The 14,625-nt window shown below is 75.0% G+C and carries 18 protein-coding genes; 10 read left to right on the forward strand and 8 right to left on the reverse strand.

All coding sequences use genetic code 11. The features are described 5' to 3' along the window. Positions 1-473 precede the first annotated feature (473 nt). Both ACFCLZ_RS17495 and ACFCLZ_RS17500 read right to left on the reverse strand, forming a co-directional pair. Complete coding sequence (locus ACFCLZ_RS17495) at positions 474-1,679, reverse strand: hypothetical protein (protein ID WP_380285831.1); 1,206 nt, start codon at positions 1,677-1,679, stop codon at positions 474-476. Further along, complete coding sequence (locus ACFCLZ_RS17500) at positions 1,676-2,554, reverse strand: RNA polymerase sigma factor (protein WP_380285832.1); 879 nt, start codon at positions 2,552-2,554, stop codon at positions 1,676-1,678. Before ACFCLZ_RS17500 ends, ACFCLZ_RS17495 begins: the two co-directional genes overlap by 4 nt. 287 nt (positions 2,555-2,841) lie before the next feature. Here ACFCLZ_RS17500 and ACFCLZ_RS17505 point away from each other — a divergent pair, with 287 nt between their 5' ends. The 5 genes from ACFCLZ_RS17505 (at position 2,842) to ACFCLZ_RS17525 (ending at position 6,536) form a co-directional block, all read left to right on the forward strand. Further along, complete coding sequence (locus tag ACFCLZ_RS17505) at positions 2,842-3,537, forward strand: hypothetical protein (RefSeq protein WP_380285833.1); 696 nt, start codon at positions 2,842-2,844, stop codon at positions 3,535-3,537. A gap of 162 nt (positions 3,538-3,699) precedes the next feature. Continuing rightward, the gene (locus tag ACFCLZ_RS17510; RefSeq protein ID WP_380285834.1) at positions 3,700-4,440 is read left to right on the forward strand and encodes a tyrosine-protein phosphatase; all 741 of its coding nucleotides are present in this window, start codon (positions 3,700-3,702) and stop codon (positions 4,438-4,440) included. A 79-nt stretch (positions 4,441-4,519) separates the two neighbouring features. Next, positions 4,520-4,969, forward strand: a complete 450-nt coding sequence (locus ACFCLZ_RS17515) for a GNAT family N-acetyltransferase (RefSeq protein ID WP_380285835.1) — start codon at positions 4,520-4,522, stop codon at positions 4,967-4,969. Positions 4,970-5,010: 41 nt separating this feature from the next. Further along, a complete protein-coding gene (locus tag ACFCLZ_RS17520; protein WP_380285836.1) occupies positions 5,011-5,715 on the forward strand; it encodes a class I SAM-dependent DNA methyltransferase in 705 nt (234 codons plus the stop codon). A 68-nt stretch (positions 5,716-5,783) separates the two neighbouring features. After that, complete coding sequence (locus ACFCLZ_RS17525) at positions 5,784-6,536, forward strand: Clp protease N-terminal domain-containing protein (protein WP_380285837.1); 753 nt, start codon at positions 5,784-5,786, stop codon at positions 6,534-6,536. Positions 6,537-6,592: 56 nt separating this feature from the next. On the opposite strand, the gene ACFCLZ_RS17530 is transcribed toward ACFCLZ_RS17525, so the two are convergent. Then, positions 6,593-7,084: an NUDIX domain-containing protein gene (locus tag ACFCLZ_RS17530; protein WP_380285838.1), complete on the reverse strand. Its 492-nt coding sequence runs from the start codon at positions 7,082-7,084 to the stop codon at positions 6,593-6,595. 110 nt (positions 7,085-7,194) lie between these two features. Beyond that, positions 7,195-7,632 carry an SRPBCC domain-containing protein gene (locus ACFCLZ_RS17535; RefSeq protein WP_380285840.1) on the reverse strand — a complete coding sequence of 146 codons (438 nt, stop codon included), beginning with the start codon at positions 7,630-7,632 and terminating at the stop codon, positions 7,195-7,197. A 160-nt stretch (positions 7,633-7,792) separates the two neighbouring features. Here ACFCLZ_RS17535 and ACFCLZ_RS17540 point away from each other — a divergent pair, with 160 nt between their 5' ends. Then, positions 7,793-8,107 carry an STAS domain-containing protein gene (locus tag ACFCLZ_RS17540; protein ID WP_380285841.1) on the forward strand — a complete coding sequence of 105 codons (315 nt, stop codon included), beginning with the start codon at positions 7,793-7,795 and terminating at the stop codon, positions 8,105-8,107. On the opposite strand, the gene ACFCLZ_RS17545 is transcribed toward ACFCLZ_RS17540, so the two are convergent. From ACFCLZ_RS17545 to ACFCLZ_RS17555, 3 genes are all read right to left on the reverse strand, one after another. Next, entirely contained in the window at positions 8,012-8,992 is a 981-nt protein-coding gene (locus ACFCLZ_RS17545) for a sigma-70 family RNA polymerase sigma factor (RefSeq protein WP_380285842.1), read from the reverse strand. The two genes, ACFCLZ_RS17540 and ACFCLZ_RS17545, sit on opposite strands and share 96 nt — an antisense overlap. Before the next feature lie 129 nt (positions 8,993-9,121). After that, complete coding sequence (locus ACFCLZ_RS17550) at positions 9,122-9,397, reverse strand: hypothetical protein (protein ID WP_380285843.1); 276 nt, start codon at positions 9,395-9,397, stop codon at positions 9,122-9,124. Positions 9,398-9,533: 136 nt separating this feature from the next. After that, positions 9,534-9,800 (reverse strand): UBP-type zinc finger domain-containing protein, encoded by a 267-nt coding sequence (locus ACFCLZ_RS17555; RefSeq protein WP_380285844.1) that lies wholly within the window; start codon positions 9,798-9,800, stop codon positions 9,534-9,536. A 76-nt stretch (positions 9,801-9,876) separates the two neighbouring features. Here ACFCLZ_RS17555 and ACFCLZ_RS17560 point away from each other — a divergent pair, with 76 nt between their 5' ends. Beyond that, positions 9,877-12,351 carry a lysylphosphatidylglycerol synthase domain-containing protein gene (locus tag ACFCLZ_RS17560; RefSeq protein WP_380285845.1) on the forward strand — a complete coding sequence of 825 codons (2,475 nt, stop codon included), beginning with the start codon at positions 9,877-9,879 and terminating at the stop codon, positions 12,349-12,351. A 12-nt stretch (positions 12,352-12,363) separates the two neighbouring features. Here ACFCLZ_RS17560 and ACFCLZ_RS17565 read toward each other — a convergent pair whose 3' ends face one another. Then, entirely contained in the window at positions 12,364-12,555 is a 192-nt protein-coding gene (locus ACFCLZ_RS17565) for a hypothetical protein (RefSeq protein WP_380285846.1), read from the reverse strand. A 212-nt stretch (positions 12,556-12,767) separates the two neighbouring features. On the opposite strand from ACFCLZ_RS17565, the gene ACFCLZ_RS17570 reads away from it, so the two are divergent. The 3 genes from ACFCLZ_RS17570 (at position 12,768) to ACFCLZ_RS17580 (ending at position 14,576) form a co-directional block, all read left to right on the forward strand. Continuing rightward, entirely contained in the window at positions 12,768-13,238 is a 471-nt protein-coding gene (locus ACFCLZ_RS17570; protein WP_380285847.1) for a carboxymuconolactone decarboxylase family protein, read from the forward strand. Positions 13,239-13,365: 127 nt separating this feature from the next. Next, positions 13,366-14,010: a class I SAM-dependent methyltransferase gene (locus ACFCLZ_RS17575; protein ID WP_380285848.1), complete on the forward strand. Its 645-nt coding sequence runs from the start codon at positions 13,366-13,368 to the stop codon at positions 14,008-14,010. Continuing rightward, the gene (locus ACFCLZ_RS17580; RefSeq protein WP_380285849.1) at positions 14,007-14,576 is read left to right on the forward strand and encodes a TrmH family RNA methyltransferase; all 570 of its coding nucleotides are present in this window, start codon (positions 14,007-14,009) and stop codon (positions 14,574-14,576) included. The genes ACFCLZ_RS17575 and ACFCLZ_RS17580 overlap by 4 nt, the downstream gene beginning before the upstream one ends. Positions 14,577-14,625: the final 49 nt, after the last annotated feature.

Here is a 14,625-nt window from a genome sequence, read left to right on the forward strand (position 1 = left end):
CCGCTCCCCTCAGAAGCCCTGCCCGGGGTCCCGGACCGCCTCGTGCACCTGTGCACGATAGCCCCCGCCGACGACCGGCGGCCGGGCGCCGGCGGCTTGCCGGAGAGGGTGGGCGGCCGGGGAACCGGGCAGCGGATCCCCGACCGCCGGCTCGTGGGTCGTCCCTGACGACGGTTCACGATCGGTCCGGTTCGGACTGGTCGAGCGGGGTGCCGGCCCGCCCTGACTGCGGGCGGGCGGGCCGGCGGGTTCCGGTCCGTCCGGACCGGCCGGCGCGTTTCCGGGGTGCGCCTGCCGGTCCGGCCGGGGCCGGCCGGGTGGACGGCCGGCACGGGAAGCCGGCCGACCACTCGGGGTCCTGCGGTTACTGCGGTTACTGCGGTGGTGCGGTCACTGCGGTGGTGCGGGTGGAGCGGTCCGGATGGGCGACGGGCCCGGGGGGATTCGCTCGCCGCCCATCCGGAGATCGTGGGTCACCTCGTGGTGTCCGAGGTGTCGTCGGACTTGTCGACGCGGTCGGTCCTCGCCTGCCCGGGGAGGTCCGACGCGGCCGCCGTGGGCGGTGCGGGCAGTGCGGTGGCGGCGGGCTTCGACGTCCGGCCGGCGCTGCCGCCGTTGGCGCCCTGGCCGTTCGATGCCTGGCCGTTGCCGCCCTGACCGTTCGAGCCCCGGTCGTTTCCGCCCTGGCCATTGCCGCCCTGGCCGTTCGAACCCTGGCCGTTCGAACCCTGGCCGTTGCCCCCTTGGCCGTTGCTCCCTTGGCCGTTGCCGCCGGACCGGGACGGTGCCGGACCGCCCTCCTGGCCGTCGCCACCCGCCTCGCGGAGCAACCGGGCGCAGTAGTCCTCCACCTTGTCCGTCCCGCCGGCTGCGGCGACCAGCCCGCCGAACTGCGGATCGGTGACCAGCGTGCGCGGGCGTTCGCCCTTTCCCGCCCGGTCGGAGAACGCCTTGCAGAGCGCCGCGTGGGCCGCCGGGTTCGACGGACCGCGTCCGTCCGCCGGTGTGGCGGCGGTCGTCTGCGGCGCCGTCGGCCGGCTCGCCGAGGCGGACGGACCGGGCGTGGCCGGGCCGCCCGAGGGGGCGCCCGACGGACCGCCGGAGGTTCCACCGGTCGGACCGGCGGTGAACGGCTGGGCCGACGACCCGCCGGCCGACGGTGTTCCGGAGCGGTTCTCCGCGGTGCTCGGCGGAGCGGACGTCACAGGAGCGACCACGCGCCGCTTCGGCTCGTCCGAACTGCCGCCCAGCGCCGAGGGAAGGTTGCCCGTCCCGGCCGCGACCGCGACCCCGCCGAGCGCGGTGGCGCCGAGCACGACGACGGCGGCCTTCGTACTGAAGGCCCTCGTCAGCGCGGCGGTTGCCATCGAACGTCTCCGGACGGGTGCGGGTGCGGCGGGTACGGCAGGAGCAGGTGCGAGACGGGCCTCCCGGAACGCGGCCAGGGCCGCCTCCTCCCCGGCCAGTTCGCCCCGCGCCGCCGGCGCCGCGGCGGCGGCGAGCACCCGGGCGACCCGCCCTTGCGGCCCGCCGTCGGGCGGGAGGGGTCCCGTGTGCCCGGTGCTGCCGTCCGGGCCGGTGAGCGAGGCGTCCCGCCCGGCCGACGGGCCGTCCACGGCACCGGAGAGCAGTTGCTCGGCGGTGTCACGGTCGATCCGACGGGGTCGGTTGGTGCTCATCTCATGTCCTTCAGCGTCGCGGCCCGGCGTTCTGTCACACCCTGCGGAGAATTTTTCTTCCCGGCTCGTCCGAGCCCCTTCCGGACCGCCCCGCCGGCGGTCGGCCCCCCGGCCCGACCGCCGGTCGAACCACCTGTCGAACCACCCGTCGGACCACCGTCCCGGCCCGAGCGCGCGGCCGGGATCCCCGGTCCGCCCGCGCCCGCCGGGAAGGACTGCTCCAGCAGCTTGGCGAGCCGCTTCAGCCCGCGGTGCGCGGCCATCCGGACGGTGCCCGAGCGTTTGCCGAGCACCTGGGCGGCGCTCTCCGCGTCCAGTCCCATCACCACCCGCAGCAGCACCGCCTCGGCCTGGTCCGGGGGCAGCCGGGAGATCAGCGCCAGCGCGTCCGAGGTGCCGACGGAGGCGAGCGCCGCCCCGGCGGTGTCGTCCCCGCCGGCCAGCCCGGCCAGGTACTCGACGGGCAGGTCGGCGACCGGCCGACGGCGGCGGGCCCGCAGGTGGTCCAGCGCCCGGTTGCGCGCGACCGTCGCCGCCCAGCCGCGGAAGCCGTCGCCGTCCCCGGTGAAGGAGCCCAGGTCCCGGGCGATCTGCAGCCACGCCTCGGACGCGATGTCCTCGGCGTCCTGGGTGTCCTCGGGCCGGCCGCCGACCAGCACCCGCAGGTAGCGGAGCAGACCCGGCTGGACGGTTCGGAACAGCAGCCGGAAGGCCTCCTCGTCCCCGCCCTGCGCGGCCCGGACGGCCTCGGTCAGATCGACGGGGGTGGCGGCCGCGGCCGCGGGCGGGCCGGGTGGCGGACCTGACGTCGGGACCGGCCCGGACCGGCCGACGGCGCTGTCGGTGCCCGCTCCGGGGCGTTCTGCACTCTGCACCCGCCACATCATCCGCCATCCGGGCGAACGGCCCGTTCCGGCGGGACCGGACCGCCGCCCCGCCCCCGTCCGCCGTCCGGCCCTCGGAGGTCCGAACACAGGCCCTACGGCAGAACGCCTTCAGGTCGAAGGTCCCGAAGCCTCCTAGCCTTCGTCTGCGGTATTTAAATCGACTTATCGCCTACGTTGTAGGTGAATGACCGATTCTCCGGCCGCCGCCCGCGCGCCCCCGCCCCCTTCCGCGCGCCCCGGGCGCCGCCGACTGCTCCCCCACCCCCAGGAACGCCATGACCCCCGCCGCCCACGAGCTCTTCGAGCGCGGCCTGCGCGACCACCTCGCACCCGCCCTCCGCCTCCTGGGCCTCACCGGCCGGCGGCGGACCTTCAGCCTCCCCGACCCGACCCACTGGGCCCTGCTCGGCCTGGTCGAGCACCGCGCCGACGGCCGGCTCCGCTACACCTTCGACCTCAGCCTGGTCCGTCGCACCGACTGGACCGCCGCGGGCCTGCCCGACCCGCGCCCGGACCCGCGCGCCGTCTACGGCATCGAGTCCTGGCGGGCCCGGATCGGCGAACTGCTGCCGGTCTGCGAGGACGTCTGGTGGGAGGTGCTGCCCGGCCCGCGCTGGCGGGTCGCGCTGGACGACTCGGTGGCCGCCGTGCGCCACTACGGGCTGCCCGAGCTGCGCCGCCGGGCCGAACGGGAGCGCGGCGGGGCGGCCGGCGAGACCTATCTCTCCCGCGCCGAGCTGGAACAGGTCAACGCCGCCCTGCTGGCCGTCCCGGTGGCCCGGATCCAGCGCGCCGAGCTGGTCGACGGCGCGCTCGTCCTCACCGGCGCCTGGACGCGGTCGGACGCGGCCGCCCGTACGGTGCTGCGCAGCGTCGCCCACGGGTTCCTCTCGGCCGAGGACGGGCTCTTCGCCGTCGTGCGCTGCGCGGACACCCTCGGCCGGCCGCTCTGGGACTTCGGCCGCCCCTGACACCTCTCGGCCTTTCCCCAGCCCAGCGACACCCTCACGCGGCCTCCGCCTGACCGCCCTGACAAACCGATCGTCCGAACATCCGAGGAACCATCTCGCCACATCGGAAGTCCACATAACGAGGGGGTAACGGGACCCCCTCGTCGAGGAAACGGGGAACCGATGAGCCGGGCCGACGCGCAAGCCACCACCACCGAGGACCGCACCCTGGTCTGGGACGGCTGCCTCAACGTCCGCGACCTGGGCGGGCTGCGCACCACCACCGGCACCCGCACCATCCGCGGCGCGATCACCCGCGCCGACAACCTGGACCGCCTCACCGCCGAAGGCTGGGACACCCTCCTCGACCACGGCGTGCGCACCGTCGTCGACCTGCGCGACATCGAGGAGTACAAGCCCCTCCTCCCGCTCCCCGAGGGCGTCGACCTGATCCGCGTCCCGCTGGACGAACTCGCCGGCCCCGCCTGGTGGCAGACCTACGGCCACCTCGACGGCACCCCGCTGGCCCTGCGCCCCTACCTCGACCACTGCCCGCACGCCGCCGCCGAGCTGATCACCACCATCGCCGGCGCCCGCCCCGGCGGGCTGGTCGTCCACTGCGGCGCCGGCCGCGACCGCACCGGCCTCGCCGCCCTCCTGCTGCTCGCCCTCGCCGACGTCACCCCCGCCGAGATCGTCGCCGACTACCTCCTGAGCGCCCCCAACGTCCGCCCCCTCTACGGCATGCTCGGCCTCCCCGACCCGTACCGCCGCATCGACGCCGCCCTCGCCGAAGCCAGCACCACCGCCGAAGCCGCCGTCACCACCACCCTCGCCGGCTTCGCCCCCACCCCCTACCTCCTGGCCGCCGGCGTCACCCCCGCCGACCTCGCCGCCGTCCGCGGCCGCCTGCTGCCCTCCTGAACGATCCCGCCGGAGTGGGAAGTCGGCCGATCCGACGTCCCACTCCGACGCCTGACCCGCGCTCTGGCAGACTCCGGGCGTGATCCTCCGCACCGCCACCCGCCAGGACCTGCCGGCCGTCGTCGCACTGCTCACCGACGAGGAGGGGGTGACCGACCCCGGCTCGGTCGAGGTCGGCGAGGCGTACGCCCGGGCCTTCGCCGACCTCGACGCCGATCCGCGCAACGAGATGCTGGTGCTCGACGAGGGGGACGGGACGGTGGTCGGGTACCTCCAGGTGACCTACATCCCGGGGCTCGGGCGGGGCGGGGCGGAGCGGGCGCTGATCGAGGGCGTCCGGGTGCGGGCGGATCGGCGAGGCTCGGGGCTGGGGCGGGAGTTGATGCGGCGGGCGATCGAGCGGGCCCGGGAGCGCGGGTGCACGCTCGTCCAGCTGACCAGCCACAAGCGGCGGACCGGGGCGCACCGGTTCTACGCCTCGCTCGGCTTCGACCGCAGCCACGACGGGTTCAAGCTGGCCCTCCGATAATCGTTCGCGGTCGGCCGGGCCGGCCCCCAATACTGCCGGGCATGGTGGACTTCTCCGACTTCGACACCCGCAACTACCCCACCGTGGACGTCCGGACCGGCTACGCCGGCTGGGTCGACACCTATGAGCAGACCGTCGAGGACGCGATGGACCTCGCCGTCCTCGCACAGCTCGCCCTCCCCGCCTGGCCGGAGGTCCGCCGCGCCGCCGACCTCGGCTGCGGCACCGGCCGGACGGGCGCCTGGCTGCGCGACCGCGCCGCCGGGGGCCTGGTGCTGGACGGCGTGGACCTCACGCCCGAGATGCTGGCGCGCGCAAAGGAGCGCGGCGCCCACGACAGCCTCACCGAGGGGGACGTCGCCGCCACCGGGCTCACCCCCGGCGCGTACGACCTGGTGATCTCCTCGCTGATCGACGAGCACCTGGCCGACCTCGGCCCGTACTACCGCGAGGCCTTCCGGCTGGCCCGCCCGGGTGGGCGCTGCGTCCTGGTCGGCCTGCACCCGTACTTCATCATGGCGGCCGGCATGCCGACCCACTTCACCGGCGCGGACGGCGCGGACGTCGCCATCACCACCCACGTCCACCTGGTCTCCGACCACCTCACGGCCGGCCTGGCGGCGGGCTGGACGCTGGTCGAGATGCGGGAGGCGGTGGTGGACGAGGGATGGATCGCTCGCAAGCCGAAGTGGGAGAAGTACCGCAGCCACCCGGTCTCGGCGGCGTACGTGTGGGAGAAGCGGTAGGACGCCAACTCGCCCCAGCGTCAACCGATGGTTGACGACTCGGGGGTCGACAACCTACGGTTGACGCTATGGCGAATCCGATCGTTCCCAAGACCACTCCGCTGCGCCTCGACGACCTGATCGACGCGATCAAGAAGCTCCACACCGACGCGCTCGACCAGCTCTCCGACGCCGTCATCGCCGCCGACCACCTCGACGAGCTCGCCGACCACCTCATCGGCCACTTCGTCGACCAGGCCCGCCGCTCCGGCGCCTCCTGGACCGACATCGGCCGCAGCATGGGCGTCAGCAAGCAGGCCGCCCAGAAGCGCTTCGTCCCCAAGGACCCGGGCACCCCCAACGACCTCGACCCGAGCCAGGGCTTCGGCCGGTTCACCGACCGGGCCCGGCACGTCGTGATGGCCTCGCAGGAGGAGGCCCGCCAGGCCGGCAACGCCGAGATCGGCGCCGAGCACCTGCTGCTCGGCCTGCTCGTCGAGCCGGACGGCCTGGCCGTGCGGGCGCTCGCCGCCCAGGGCATCACCCCGGAGGCGCTCCGCGCGGCCGCGACGGCGACGCTGCCCGCGCCCGACGCCGAGGTGCCGGCGCTGATCCCGTACGACGCGCAGGGCAAGAAGGCGCTGGAGCTGACCTTCCGGGAGGCGCTGAAGCTCGGCCACAACTACGTCGGCACCGAGCACATCCTGCTCGCCCTGCTGGAGCTGGAGAACGGTGCCGGGGTGCTGAACGACCTCGGGGTGGAGAAGGCCGAGATCGAGCGGTTCGTCAGCGAGATCCTCGCCGCCTTCATCGCGTCGGGCACCGAGAACCGGGAGGACTGACCGGACCGTTCCGGGGCCGCGCGGGACGGGCACGGCCCCGGAACACCGTCGACCGCTCAGAAGCCCGACACCTGGGTGGTGACGATCCGCACCCGCCCGTCCTCCTTCGCCTCCAGGGCCGCCCGCAGCCGCAGCGACCGCGCCGGGCCCAGCAGCTCCAGCGCCTCCTGGTCGCCGACCCAGCGGTGGTCGTCCAGTTCGCCGGCCGGGACGGTCACGGGGGTGCCGTCCGGGACGGTGCCGAAGTCGAAGAGGAAGTGCTCGGCCGGATGGTCGAGTTCGTCCGAGGGATGGGTCCAGGAGATGGCCAGCAGGTCCCCGGCCTCCCGTACGATGCCGGTCTCCTCCAGCAGTTCCCGGGCCGCGCACGCGGCGGGCCCCTCCCCCAGGTCGATCGTCCCGCCGGGGAACTGCCAGTACTCCCGGTAACCCGCCTTGACCAGCAGGATCCGTCCGGAGGCGTCCCGCAGGACGCACCCCGCCGCCGCGTAGATCCGCGGCAGCGAGGCCAGCCACTCTTCACGGGACTTCAACGGCTCGACCGACACGACGGGGCCTCCTGGGGCACGGGGACAAGGTGCGACCCACTCTGCCAGCCGCCCCGCTCCGCCGACCGCCGCGCCCGGCCGGCCGCTCCACCGGCCGGCCGCCGCGGCGGTCAGCTCCGGGCGGCCAGGTGCTCGACCAGGCGGTCGAAGCTGGAGTTGTGGCCGGCCTCCGCCTCCGGGCCCAGGAACATCGCCGGGACGTCCTCCTGCTCCATGAGCACCCGGGTGCGGCCGTCGCCGAGGTCGACCAGGGTGATCCGGCCGGTGAGGCCGACGCCCTCCTCGAAGAACTCCAGCAGCTCGCCCTCGCGGATCGCGGTGAACCGGGCGCGCAGCGGGTAGCGGTCGCCGGTCGCCTCGATCACCATCGTGCTGTCGAAGCGCCCGCCCACCTCCGGCTCGATGGTCACGGTGTCCAGCGGCACGTGGGTGCCGACCGGGCCCCAGAAGCGGACGAACTGCTCGGGCTCGACGTACGCCCGGAAGACGTCGGCCGGCGAGGCCTGCAGCTCGCGGACGAGGGACAGGGTGCCGAGGTTCTCGGTCATGGTGCGGTTCCTTCTGCTCGATGGACGCGCCGCTCGGTGCCGCGCTTTCACAGGGGTAGACCGGGGGCGCCGCGAAAACTCATCGCTCCCCGGTGAAGTTTTTTCGGGATTCCTTCCGCCGGGCCGATGAGGCCCGCCCTCCGCACCGGTCTCCTTCTGCGTGAAGACCGAACCGCAAGCACCCCCCGACCGCCCGCTCAGCTGCGACCTGGGCGCCCTGACCGCCCCCGACCTGGCCGTCGTCGACGCCCTGGCCCGGCTGCGGCTCGCCGCCGCCCGGCACGGCGTACGGCTCGTCCTGCGCAACGCGAGCGGCCCGCTGCGCGAACTGCTCGCGTTCAGCGGACTGGCCGCGGTCCTCCCCACCAGGGAGGCCGCGTCACTCCCCGGCGGCCGGCCGCGGCGGCAGGCCGAAGAGCGGGAACAGCACATCGGTGTCGAGGAAGTTGGTGAGCCCGGTGATCCGGCCCGCTGACACTTCCAGCACGATCAGCGCCCACGGCTCGTACCCGCCCCCCGGACTCGGCCGGTACTGCCCGAACGCCGGGCTGCCGTTGGCCTCCGCCGGCACCAGCCGCGAGCCCCGGCAGCCGTGGCCGGGCCCGAGCATCCACTCCCGGAGGTCCGCGTGCCCGGTCAGCCAGAGCGCGAACGGCGGCATGTTGAGCGTGACGTCCTCGTGCAGCAGCGCCGCCAGGCCGTCCATGTCGTACGCCTCGAAGGCGGTGACGTACCGGGCCAGCAGCGCCCGGTGGTCCTCGTCCAGCGCGGGGGCCGGCCGGGACGCTCCCGGGTCGGCGGCGAGCGCGGCCCGGGCCCGCTGGAGCGCGCTGTTCACCGAGGCGACGGTGACGCCGAGCAGTTCGGCGACCTCATTGGCCCGCCAGCCGAGCACCTCGCGCAGGATCAGTACCGCCCGTTGCCGGGGCGCCAGCCGCTGGAGCGCCGCGACGAAGGCCAGCCGCACCGACTCGCGCTGCGCGGCCACCTCGGCCGGATCGCCGCTCCCGGGCAGCACCCGCCCGTCCGGCGCCGGGCCGATCCAGGTGACCTCGGGCAGCTGGGCGTCGCTCGCGGTGGCCACGGTGGACGGGCCGGCCAGGTCCATCGGCCGGGCCCGGGCGTTGCGGCCGTTCAGCGCGTCCAGGCAGACGTTGGTGGCGATCCGGTAGAGCCAGGAGCGCAGCGCCGCGCGGCCCTCGAAGCCCTTGTACCCGCGCCAGGCGCGGACCATGGTGTCCTGCACCGCGTCCTCGGCCTCGAAGACCGAGCCGAGCATGCGGTAGCAGTACCCGGTCAGCTCCGTCCGGTACCGCTCCAGCTGGAGCTCGACCGGCTCCTGCGTCATCAGATCGGCCATCGCCCGCGCCCCCGCTCACCTGCTGTTGTCGATCGCCGGGAACGGTACCGCAGACCACTGACAACGCCACCGCACGCCCCCGGCCGCCGTCCTGAACACGGGTCAGGACGGCGACCGGGGCGGGAGCGCTCAGTGCGCGCTGTGCTTCTCGGCACCGCGGTGCCGGTGTCCCCGGAGTTCGGCGTGCTGCGCGGGCGCGGAGTGCGGGACGGCGGCCAGCGCGTCCCGGCCGCCGTGCCGGAAGGAGGCGGCGCCCGCCGTCCCGTCACCGGCGGCGGACCACGGGGTTCCGGTGCGCGGCCGGCGCGGGAGCGTGTCCGGCGTCGTCGCCATGCACCGGCGTTCCAGCAGTTCCTGGGCGCCGCGGCGGAGGGTGGGAGAGCTTCCCGCTGTTCGCCTGGTCATCGTCGGCCTCCCTTCGGTGGCCGCCGGCCGGAGAGTCCGACCGGGGGCCGCACGGGCGTTATGTCCCGATTGATCGGGGATTACACCTCAACCCATGACCACCGGAACGTCAACCCGGCCGGGCCGGCCGGCCCGGTCACCCCATGAGCTCGTGGACGAAGCACCACCGCCAGTCCTCCCCCGGCTCGTAGGACCGGATCACCGGATGGGAGGTGTTGTGGAAGTGCGCGGTGGCGTGCCGCTGCGGCGAGAAGTCGCAGCAGCCGATGTGGCCGCAGTCCAGGCACAGCCGCAGGTGCACCCAGTCCCGGCGCCCCTGGGCCAGGCAGTCGGCGCAGCCGTCCTCGGGCGGCAGCGGCGCGATGTCCCGGGGTGCGGCGACGAGGTCTTCGCAGGCGCTCATGGAACGCACAGTAGTGACGCCGGGCCCGCCCCGCTCCCCGGGACACGCCCCGGAGGGCTCGTGGGACCATGCCCCAGTGGCGGATGTGACGGGAAGCGCGGCGATCAGCACGACCGGCGACACGGGGGACCCCGCGCCCCCGGGCATATCCGGCACCGGCCGGATCCGGCAGCCCGCGGCGCTGATCCGGCTGCTCGCCGGCCTCGCCGCGACCGCCCTGGCCCTGCTGTCCGCCGACTACGCCCGCGCCACCACCAACGGCCTCGCCGAGGACGTCGCCGCCGCCGCCGCGCTGGTGCCGCACCCGCTGGGCGGCGTCGCCACCGGCCTCACCACCGCCGCGCTGCTGCTCCTGCCCGGCTTCTCGGCCGCCCACCGCCTGCTTCGCGCCCCGGCCGACCGGCGGCACGTCCTCCAGCAGCTCGCCGACGGCGTGCTGGCCGCCGTCCTGGCCTACGGCGTCTCGCTCGCCGTCGACCTGTGGATCGACGGGCACGCGCCGTTCTCCCTGGTCTCCGCGCTCACCCAGCCGCTGCCCGGTGACCCGCTCGCCCGCACCGAGCCGGTGTACGGCTACCTCGCCCCGGTCCTCGCCTTCCTCACCGCCTCCGCGGCCCGCGAACGGCGGGTGCCGTGGACCGTCCTCACCCTCTCCGCGCTGGCCGGCCTCGCCGCCGGGGCCGCCACCCCGACCGCCCTGCTGCTGGGGGTGCTGATCGGCTGGACGGCCGCCCACGGCACCCGCTGGGCCGTCGGCACCCCGGACCCCCGGCCCCGGCCGACCCTGCTGCTGCACAGCCTGCGCGAGGCCGGCCTGCGCCCGGTCTCCGCCGTCCCGGCCGGCCCGGACCGCTACCTGGTCCGCCAGCAGGACGGCCGCCCCGAGCTGGACGTCCGGCTGCTCGACCGGCAGGCGGTCACCGCCGCCCTGGTGCAGCGGGCCTGGCGGCGGCTGCGGCTGCGCACCGCCCCGCACCCGCGCGCCCTGTGCTCGCTGCGCAACGGGCTGGAGCACGAGGCCCTGGTCTCCTACGCGGCCGTCGCCGCCGGGGTCCGCACCCGCCGCATCGCCGCCACCGCCGAACCCTGCCCGGACACCGCGCTGGTCGCCTACGAGCGGCTGCCCGGCCGCACCCTGGACGAGCTGGCCGACGAGGAGCTCACCGACGCACTGCTCGCCGACGCCTGGGGCCAGCTGGCCCTGCTCCAGCGGCGGGCGATCGCGCACCGCGCACTGGCGCCCTCCGCGCTGCTGGTCGACGGGGCGGGGGCGGTGCACCTCGTGAACCTCGCGGACGGCGACATCGCGGCGGGCGAGCTGGTGCTGCGCAGCGACGTCGCCCAACTGCTCACCACGCTGGCGCTGCGCACCGGGGCGGAGCGGTCGGTGCGCGCCGCCGTGGCGGTGCTCGGCCCGGACGCGGTCGCCGCCGCGCTGCCGCTGCTCCAGCCGATCGCGCTGACCCCCGGCACCCGGCACGCCCTCAAACGGGCCGCACGGGACGCGCAGGCCGCCCAGGCCACGGCCGCCGCACCGCCCGCGCCCGACCTGCTGGAACAGATCCGCGCCGAGGTCCTCCGCAGCCGCCCGCAGGCCCCCGTCCGGCCGGTCCGGCTGGAGCGGCTGCGCCCCCGCACCCTGCTCGCCGTCGGGGGCGGCGCGGTGGCCGGCTGGCTGCTGCTGTCGCAGTTCTTCGCCGCCGACCGCAACCCGATCGCCGCCGTCGCCGACGCCGACCCGTTCTGGCTCTCCCTCGCCCTGCTCACCGCGGCCGCCAGCCACGTCATGGGGGCGATGGGCTTCGTCGGCTTCGTCCCCGAGCGGCTGAACTTCCGCAACGCCGTGCTGGCCCAGGTGGCCGGCTCCTTCGTGAAGCTGGTCTCCCCCGGCGGGGTCGGCGGTGTCGCCCTGAACACCCGCTTCCTCCAGCGGGCCGGCATCCCGACCGCGCAGGCGCTGTCCAGCATCGGGGTCGGCCAGCTGCTCGGACTGGTGCTGCACCTCCTCCAGGTCGGCGCCTTCATCTACCTGACCGGCGCGGAGACCGGCGATTCCGAGCGGGACGCCCTGCCGTTCGTGGTCGGCGGCCTCGCCGTGGCGGGCGCCCTGCTGGCGGCGGTGTCCGCGATCGCGCCGGCCCGGCGCTGGCTGGCGGCCCGGCTGCGCCCGCTGACCGCCGAGGTGCTGCCCCGGCTGGTGGAGCTGCTGCGCAACCCGGGGCGGCTGGCGGTCGGCTTCGCCGGGCAGCTGATGGTGTCGATCGCGCTGATCGCCTGCCTGTACTGCTGCGCCCTGGCGGTCGGACAGCATCCGGCCTTCGCCGCGGTCGGCTTGGTGTTCCTGGTCGGCAACGCGGCCGGGAACGCCGCGCCCACCCCGGGTGGGGCCGGTTTCGTGGACACCGCGCTGGTGACCGGGCTGGCGGCCACCTCGATGGAGTACGGCGGGGCGGTGGCCACGGTCACGCTCTTCCGGCTGCTCACCCTCGTCCTGCCGGTGCTCCCGGGCTGGGCGGCGTTCAGCTGGCTCCAGCGCCGCGGGGCGCTCTGACCCCTGCCGGGGCTACTCCCGGTACTCGTCCTCGTCGAGCTGGACGACCCGGCTCTGCTCGGCGACGTCCGCGACGTCGGTGGCCTGGTCCGCGCCCAGCGCGCGGCGCTCGGCCAGCTCGTCGTACTCGTCCTCCGCCGTCTCCTCGTCCGGCTCCGCGGCCTCGTCGACCTCGTCCAGGTAGTCCTCGTGGTTCTGCGGCATGGCGTCCGTCCTCGTTCCTCGAAGGTTCCTCGGAGGCTTCTTCCGACCCGCTGGCGACTGCCCGGTGGGGTACTGGCAGTATCCGTCGCCCGCCGCCCGGGCGCGAAGTGCCACCGGCCCGTCGGCGTGTTGGCCGCTACCCGGATTGACCCGCCGAAACCGGTCGGAACTGCACCACACCCGGGGTGCACCCGCTCCCTAGGGTCGTCGCCATGACGACGAACGCGAACGCCCCGCGGCACACCGCCCGCCTCGACTACGCCCGCACCGCCCCCAAGGCCTTCCGCGCCATGATCGCGCTGGACGCCGCCGCCCGCGAGGGCCTCGACCCGGACCTCGTCGAGCTGGTGCAGATCCGCTCCTCCCAGCTCAACGGCTGCGCATACTGCCTGGACATGCACGTCAAGGACGCCCGCAAGGCCGGCGAGAGCGACGAGCGGATCTACCTGCTGCCGGCCTGGCGGGAGGCTCCCGAGGGCGTCTACAGCGAGCGCGACCGCGCCGCCCTCGCGCTGGCCGAGCAGATCACCCACATCGGCGGCGGCGTCTGCGACGAGGTGTACGGGCGGGCCGCCGAGCTGTTCCCGGAGCAGGAGCTGGCCCAGCTGATCTCGCTCTGCTACACGATCAACGCCTGGAACCGGATCAACGTCGCCACCCGCAAGACCCCCGGCGCCCACTGACCCCGCCGGGCCGCACGCGCGGGGCAGAACAGGCCTCCCGGCCACCGGGGTACGATCGGAGCCGTACCAGCAGGGCTTACCCACACCTCCCGGTGGCCCCGAGGCCCTTACGAACGACGGGGAAAGCATGTCCGGCTCGCACTACTTCACCGGTGCACCCGAGGTCGCCAGCGAGCGCCGACCGATCACGGTCACCCTGCCGGACCTCACCCTGGAGCTCACCACCGACGCGGGCGTCTTCTCCCGCACCCGGCTGGACCCAGGGACCCGGATCCTGCTGGAGCACGCGCCGCAGCCCCGGGTGCGCGGCCCGATCCTGGACGTCGGCTGCGGCTACGGCCCGATCGCGCTGACCTGGGCGACCCGCCGCAAGCGGCTCCCGGTCTGGGCGGTGGACGTCAACGGCCGCGCCCTGGAACTGGTCCGGCACAACGCCGAGTCCCTGGGGCTCGGCAACGTGCAGGCCGCGCTGCCCGAGGAGGTCCCCGCCGACCTGCGGTTCGCGGCGATCTACTCCAACCCGCCGATCCGGATCGGCAAGACGGCGCTGCGCCGGCTGCTGGAGCAGTGGCTCGGCCGGCTGGCCCCGGACGGCTCCGCCTTCCTGGTGGTGCAGAAGCACCTCGGCTCGGACTCGCTGCAGAAGTGGCTGAACGAGCAGGGCTGGCCGACCACCCGGCTGACCTCGGTCAACGGGTTCCGGATTCTGGAAGCGCGGCCCCGCCCGACGGCGGGCGAGGGCCCCGAGAGTGGACGAGGGACGACGTCGTGAAGCAACTCCGCGGGACCGAACTGAAGCGGCTGCACCGCTCCTGGCGGCGTGGCAACGAGTTCCGGCTCGCGATGATCGTGGAGAACCTCCAGTCGCCGTTCAACGTCGGCTCGGTCGTCCGGACCGGCGCCGCGATGGGCGCGGAGAAGCTCTACCTCACCGGTGACACCCCGTCGGTGCGCTCGTCCGGCGCGCAGAAGGCCGCGATGGGCACCGACAAGTACCTGAAGGTGGAGCACTTCCCGACCGTCGCCGAGGCGATCGCGGCCGCGAAGGCCGACGGCTTCAAGGTGGTCGGCCTGGAGCTCGCGGACGAGGCGGTGCCGTTGTTCGCCGCCGAGCTGACCCCGGCGGTCGCCTTCGTGCTCGGCCACGAGGACCGCGGCGTGACGCCGGAGGCGCTCGGCCTCTGCGACCAGGTGGTCTTCGTGCCGCAGCTGGGCCGGGTCGGCTCGCTGAACGTCTCCGCCGCCGCCACGGTGGCCTGTTACGAGGCGCGCCGCCAGGGGTACGCGCTCACCGGCACCCCGGACGGCTCCGACGCCGGCGGCCCCGACGAGGACTGACGAGGCCTGACGAGGACTGACAACCGCGTCCCGGGCGGGCGGACCCGGC

This window comes from Kitasatospora purpeofusca, from assembly GCF_042691725.1.
Taxonomy (GTDB): domain Bacteria; phylum Actinomycetota; class Actinomycetes; order Streptomycetales; family Streptomycetaceae; genus Kitasatospora; species Kitasatospora purpeofusca_B.

What these genes read in the sequence shown, in the direction of transcription:
- ACFCLZ_RS17565 (WP_380285846.1), bottom strand. Translation starts at nt 12,555, where the DNA reads ATGCCGCAGAACCACGAGGACTACCTGGACGAGGTCGACGAGGCCGCG.
- ACFCLZ_RS17495 (WP_380285831.1), bottom strand. Translation starts at nt 1,679, where the DNA reads ATGAGCACCAACCGACCCCGTCGGATCGACCGTGACACCGCCGAGCAA.
- ACFCLZ_RS17510 (WP_380285834.1), top strand. Translation starts at nt 3,700, where the DNA reads ATGAGCCGGGCCGACGCGCAAGCCACCACCACCGAGGACCGCACCCTG.
- ACFCLZ_RS17525 (WP_380285837.1), top strand. Translation starts at nt 5,784, where the DNA reads ATGGCGAATCCGATCGTTCCCAAGACCACTCCGCTGCGCCTCGACGAC.
- ACFCLZ_RS17570 (WP_380285847.1), top strand. Translation starts at nt 12,768, where the DNA reads ATGACGACGAACGCGAACGCCCCGCGGCACACCGCCCGCCTCGACTAC.
- ACFCLZ_RS17575 (WP_380285848.1), top strand. Translation starts at nt 13,366, where the DNA reads ATGTCCGGCTCGCACTACTTCACCGGTGCACCCGAGGTCGCCAGCGAG.
- ACFCLZ_RS17550 (WP_380285843.1), bottom strand. Translation starts at nt 9,397, where the DNA reads ATGACCAGGCGAACAGCGGGAAGCTCTCCCACCCTCCGCCGCGGCGCC.
- ACFCLZ_RS17505 (WP_380285833.1), top strand. Translation starts at nt 2,842, where the DNA reads ATGACCCCCGCCGCCCACGAGCTCTTCGAGCGCGGCCTGCGCGACCAC.
- ACFCLZ_RS17545 (WP_380285842.1), bottom strand. Translation starts at nt 8,992, where the DNA reads ATGGCCGATCTGATGACGCAGGAGCCGGTCGAGCTCCAGCTGGAGCGG.
- ACFCLZ_RS17555 (WP_380285844.1), bottom strand. Translation starts at nt 9,800, where the DNA reads ATGAGCGCCTGCGAAGACCTCGTCGCCGCACCCCGGGACATCGCGCCG.
- ACFCLZ_RS17535 (WP_380285840.1), bottom strand. Translation starts at nt 7,632, where the DNA reads ATGACCGAGAACCTCGGCACCCTGTCCCTCGTCCGCGAGCTGCAGGCC.
- ACFCLZ_RS17520 (WP_380285836.1), top strand. Translation starts at nt 5,011, where the DNA reads ATGGTGGACTTCTCCGACTTCGACACCCGCAACTACCCCACCGTGGAC.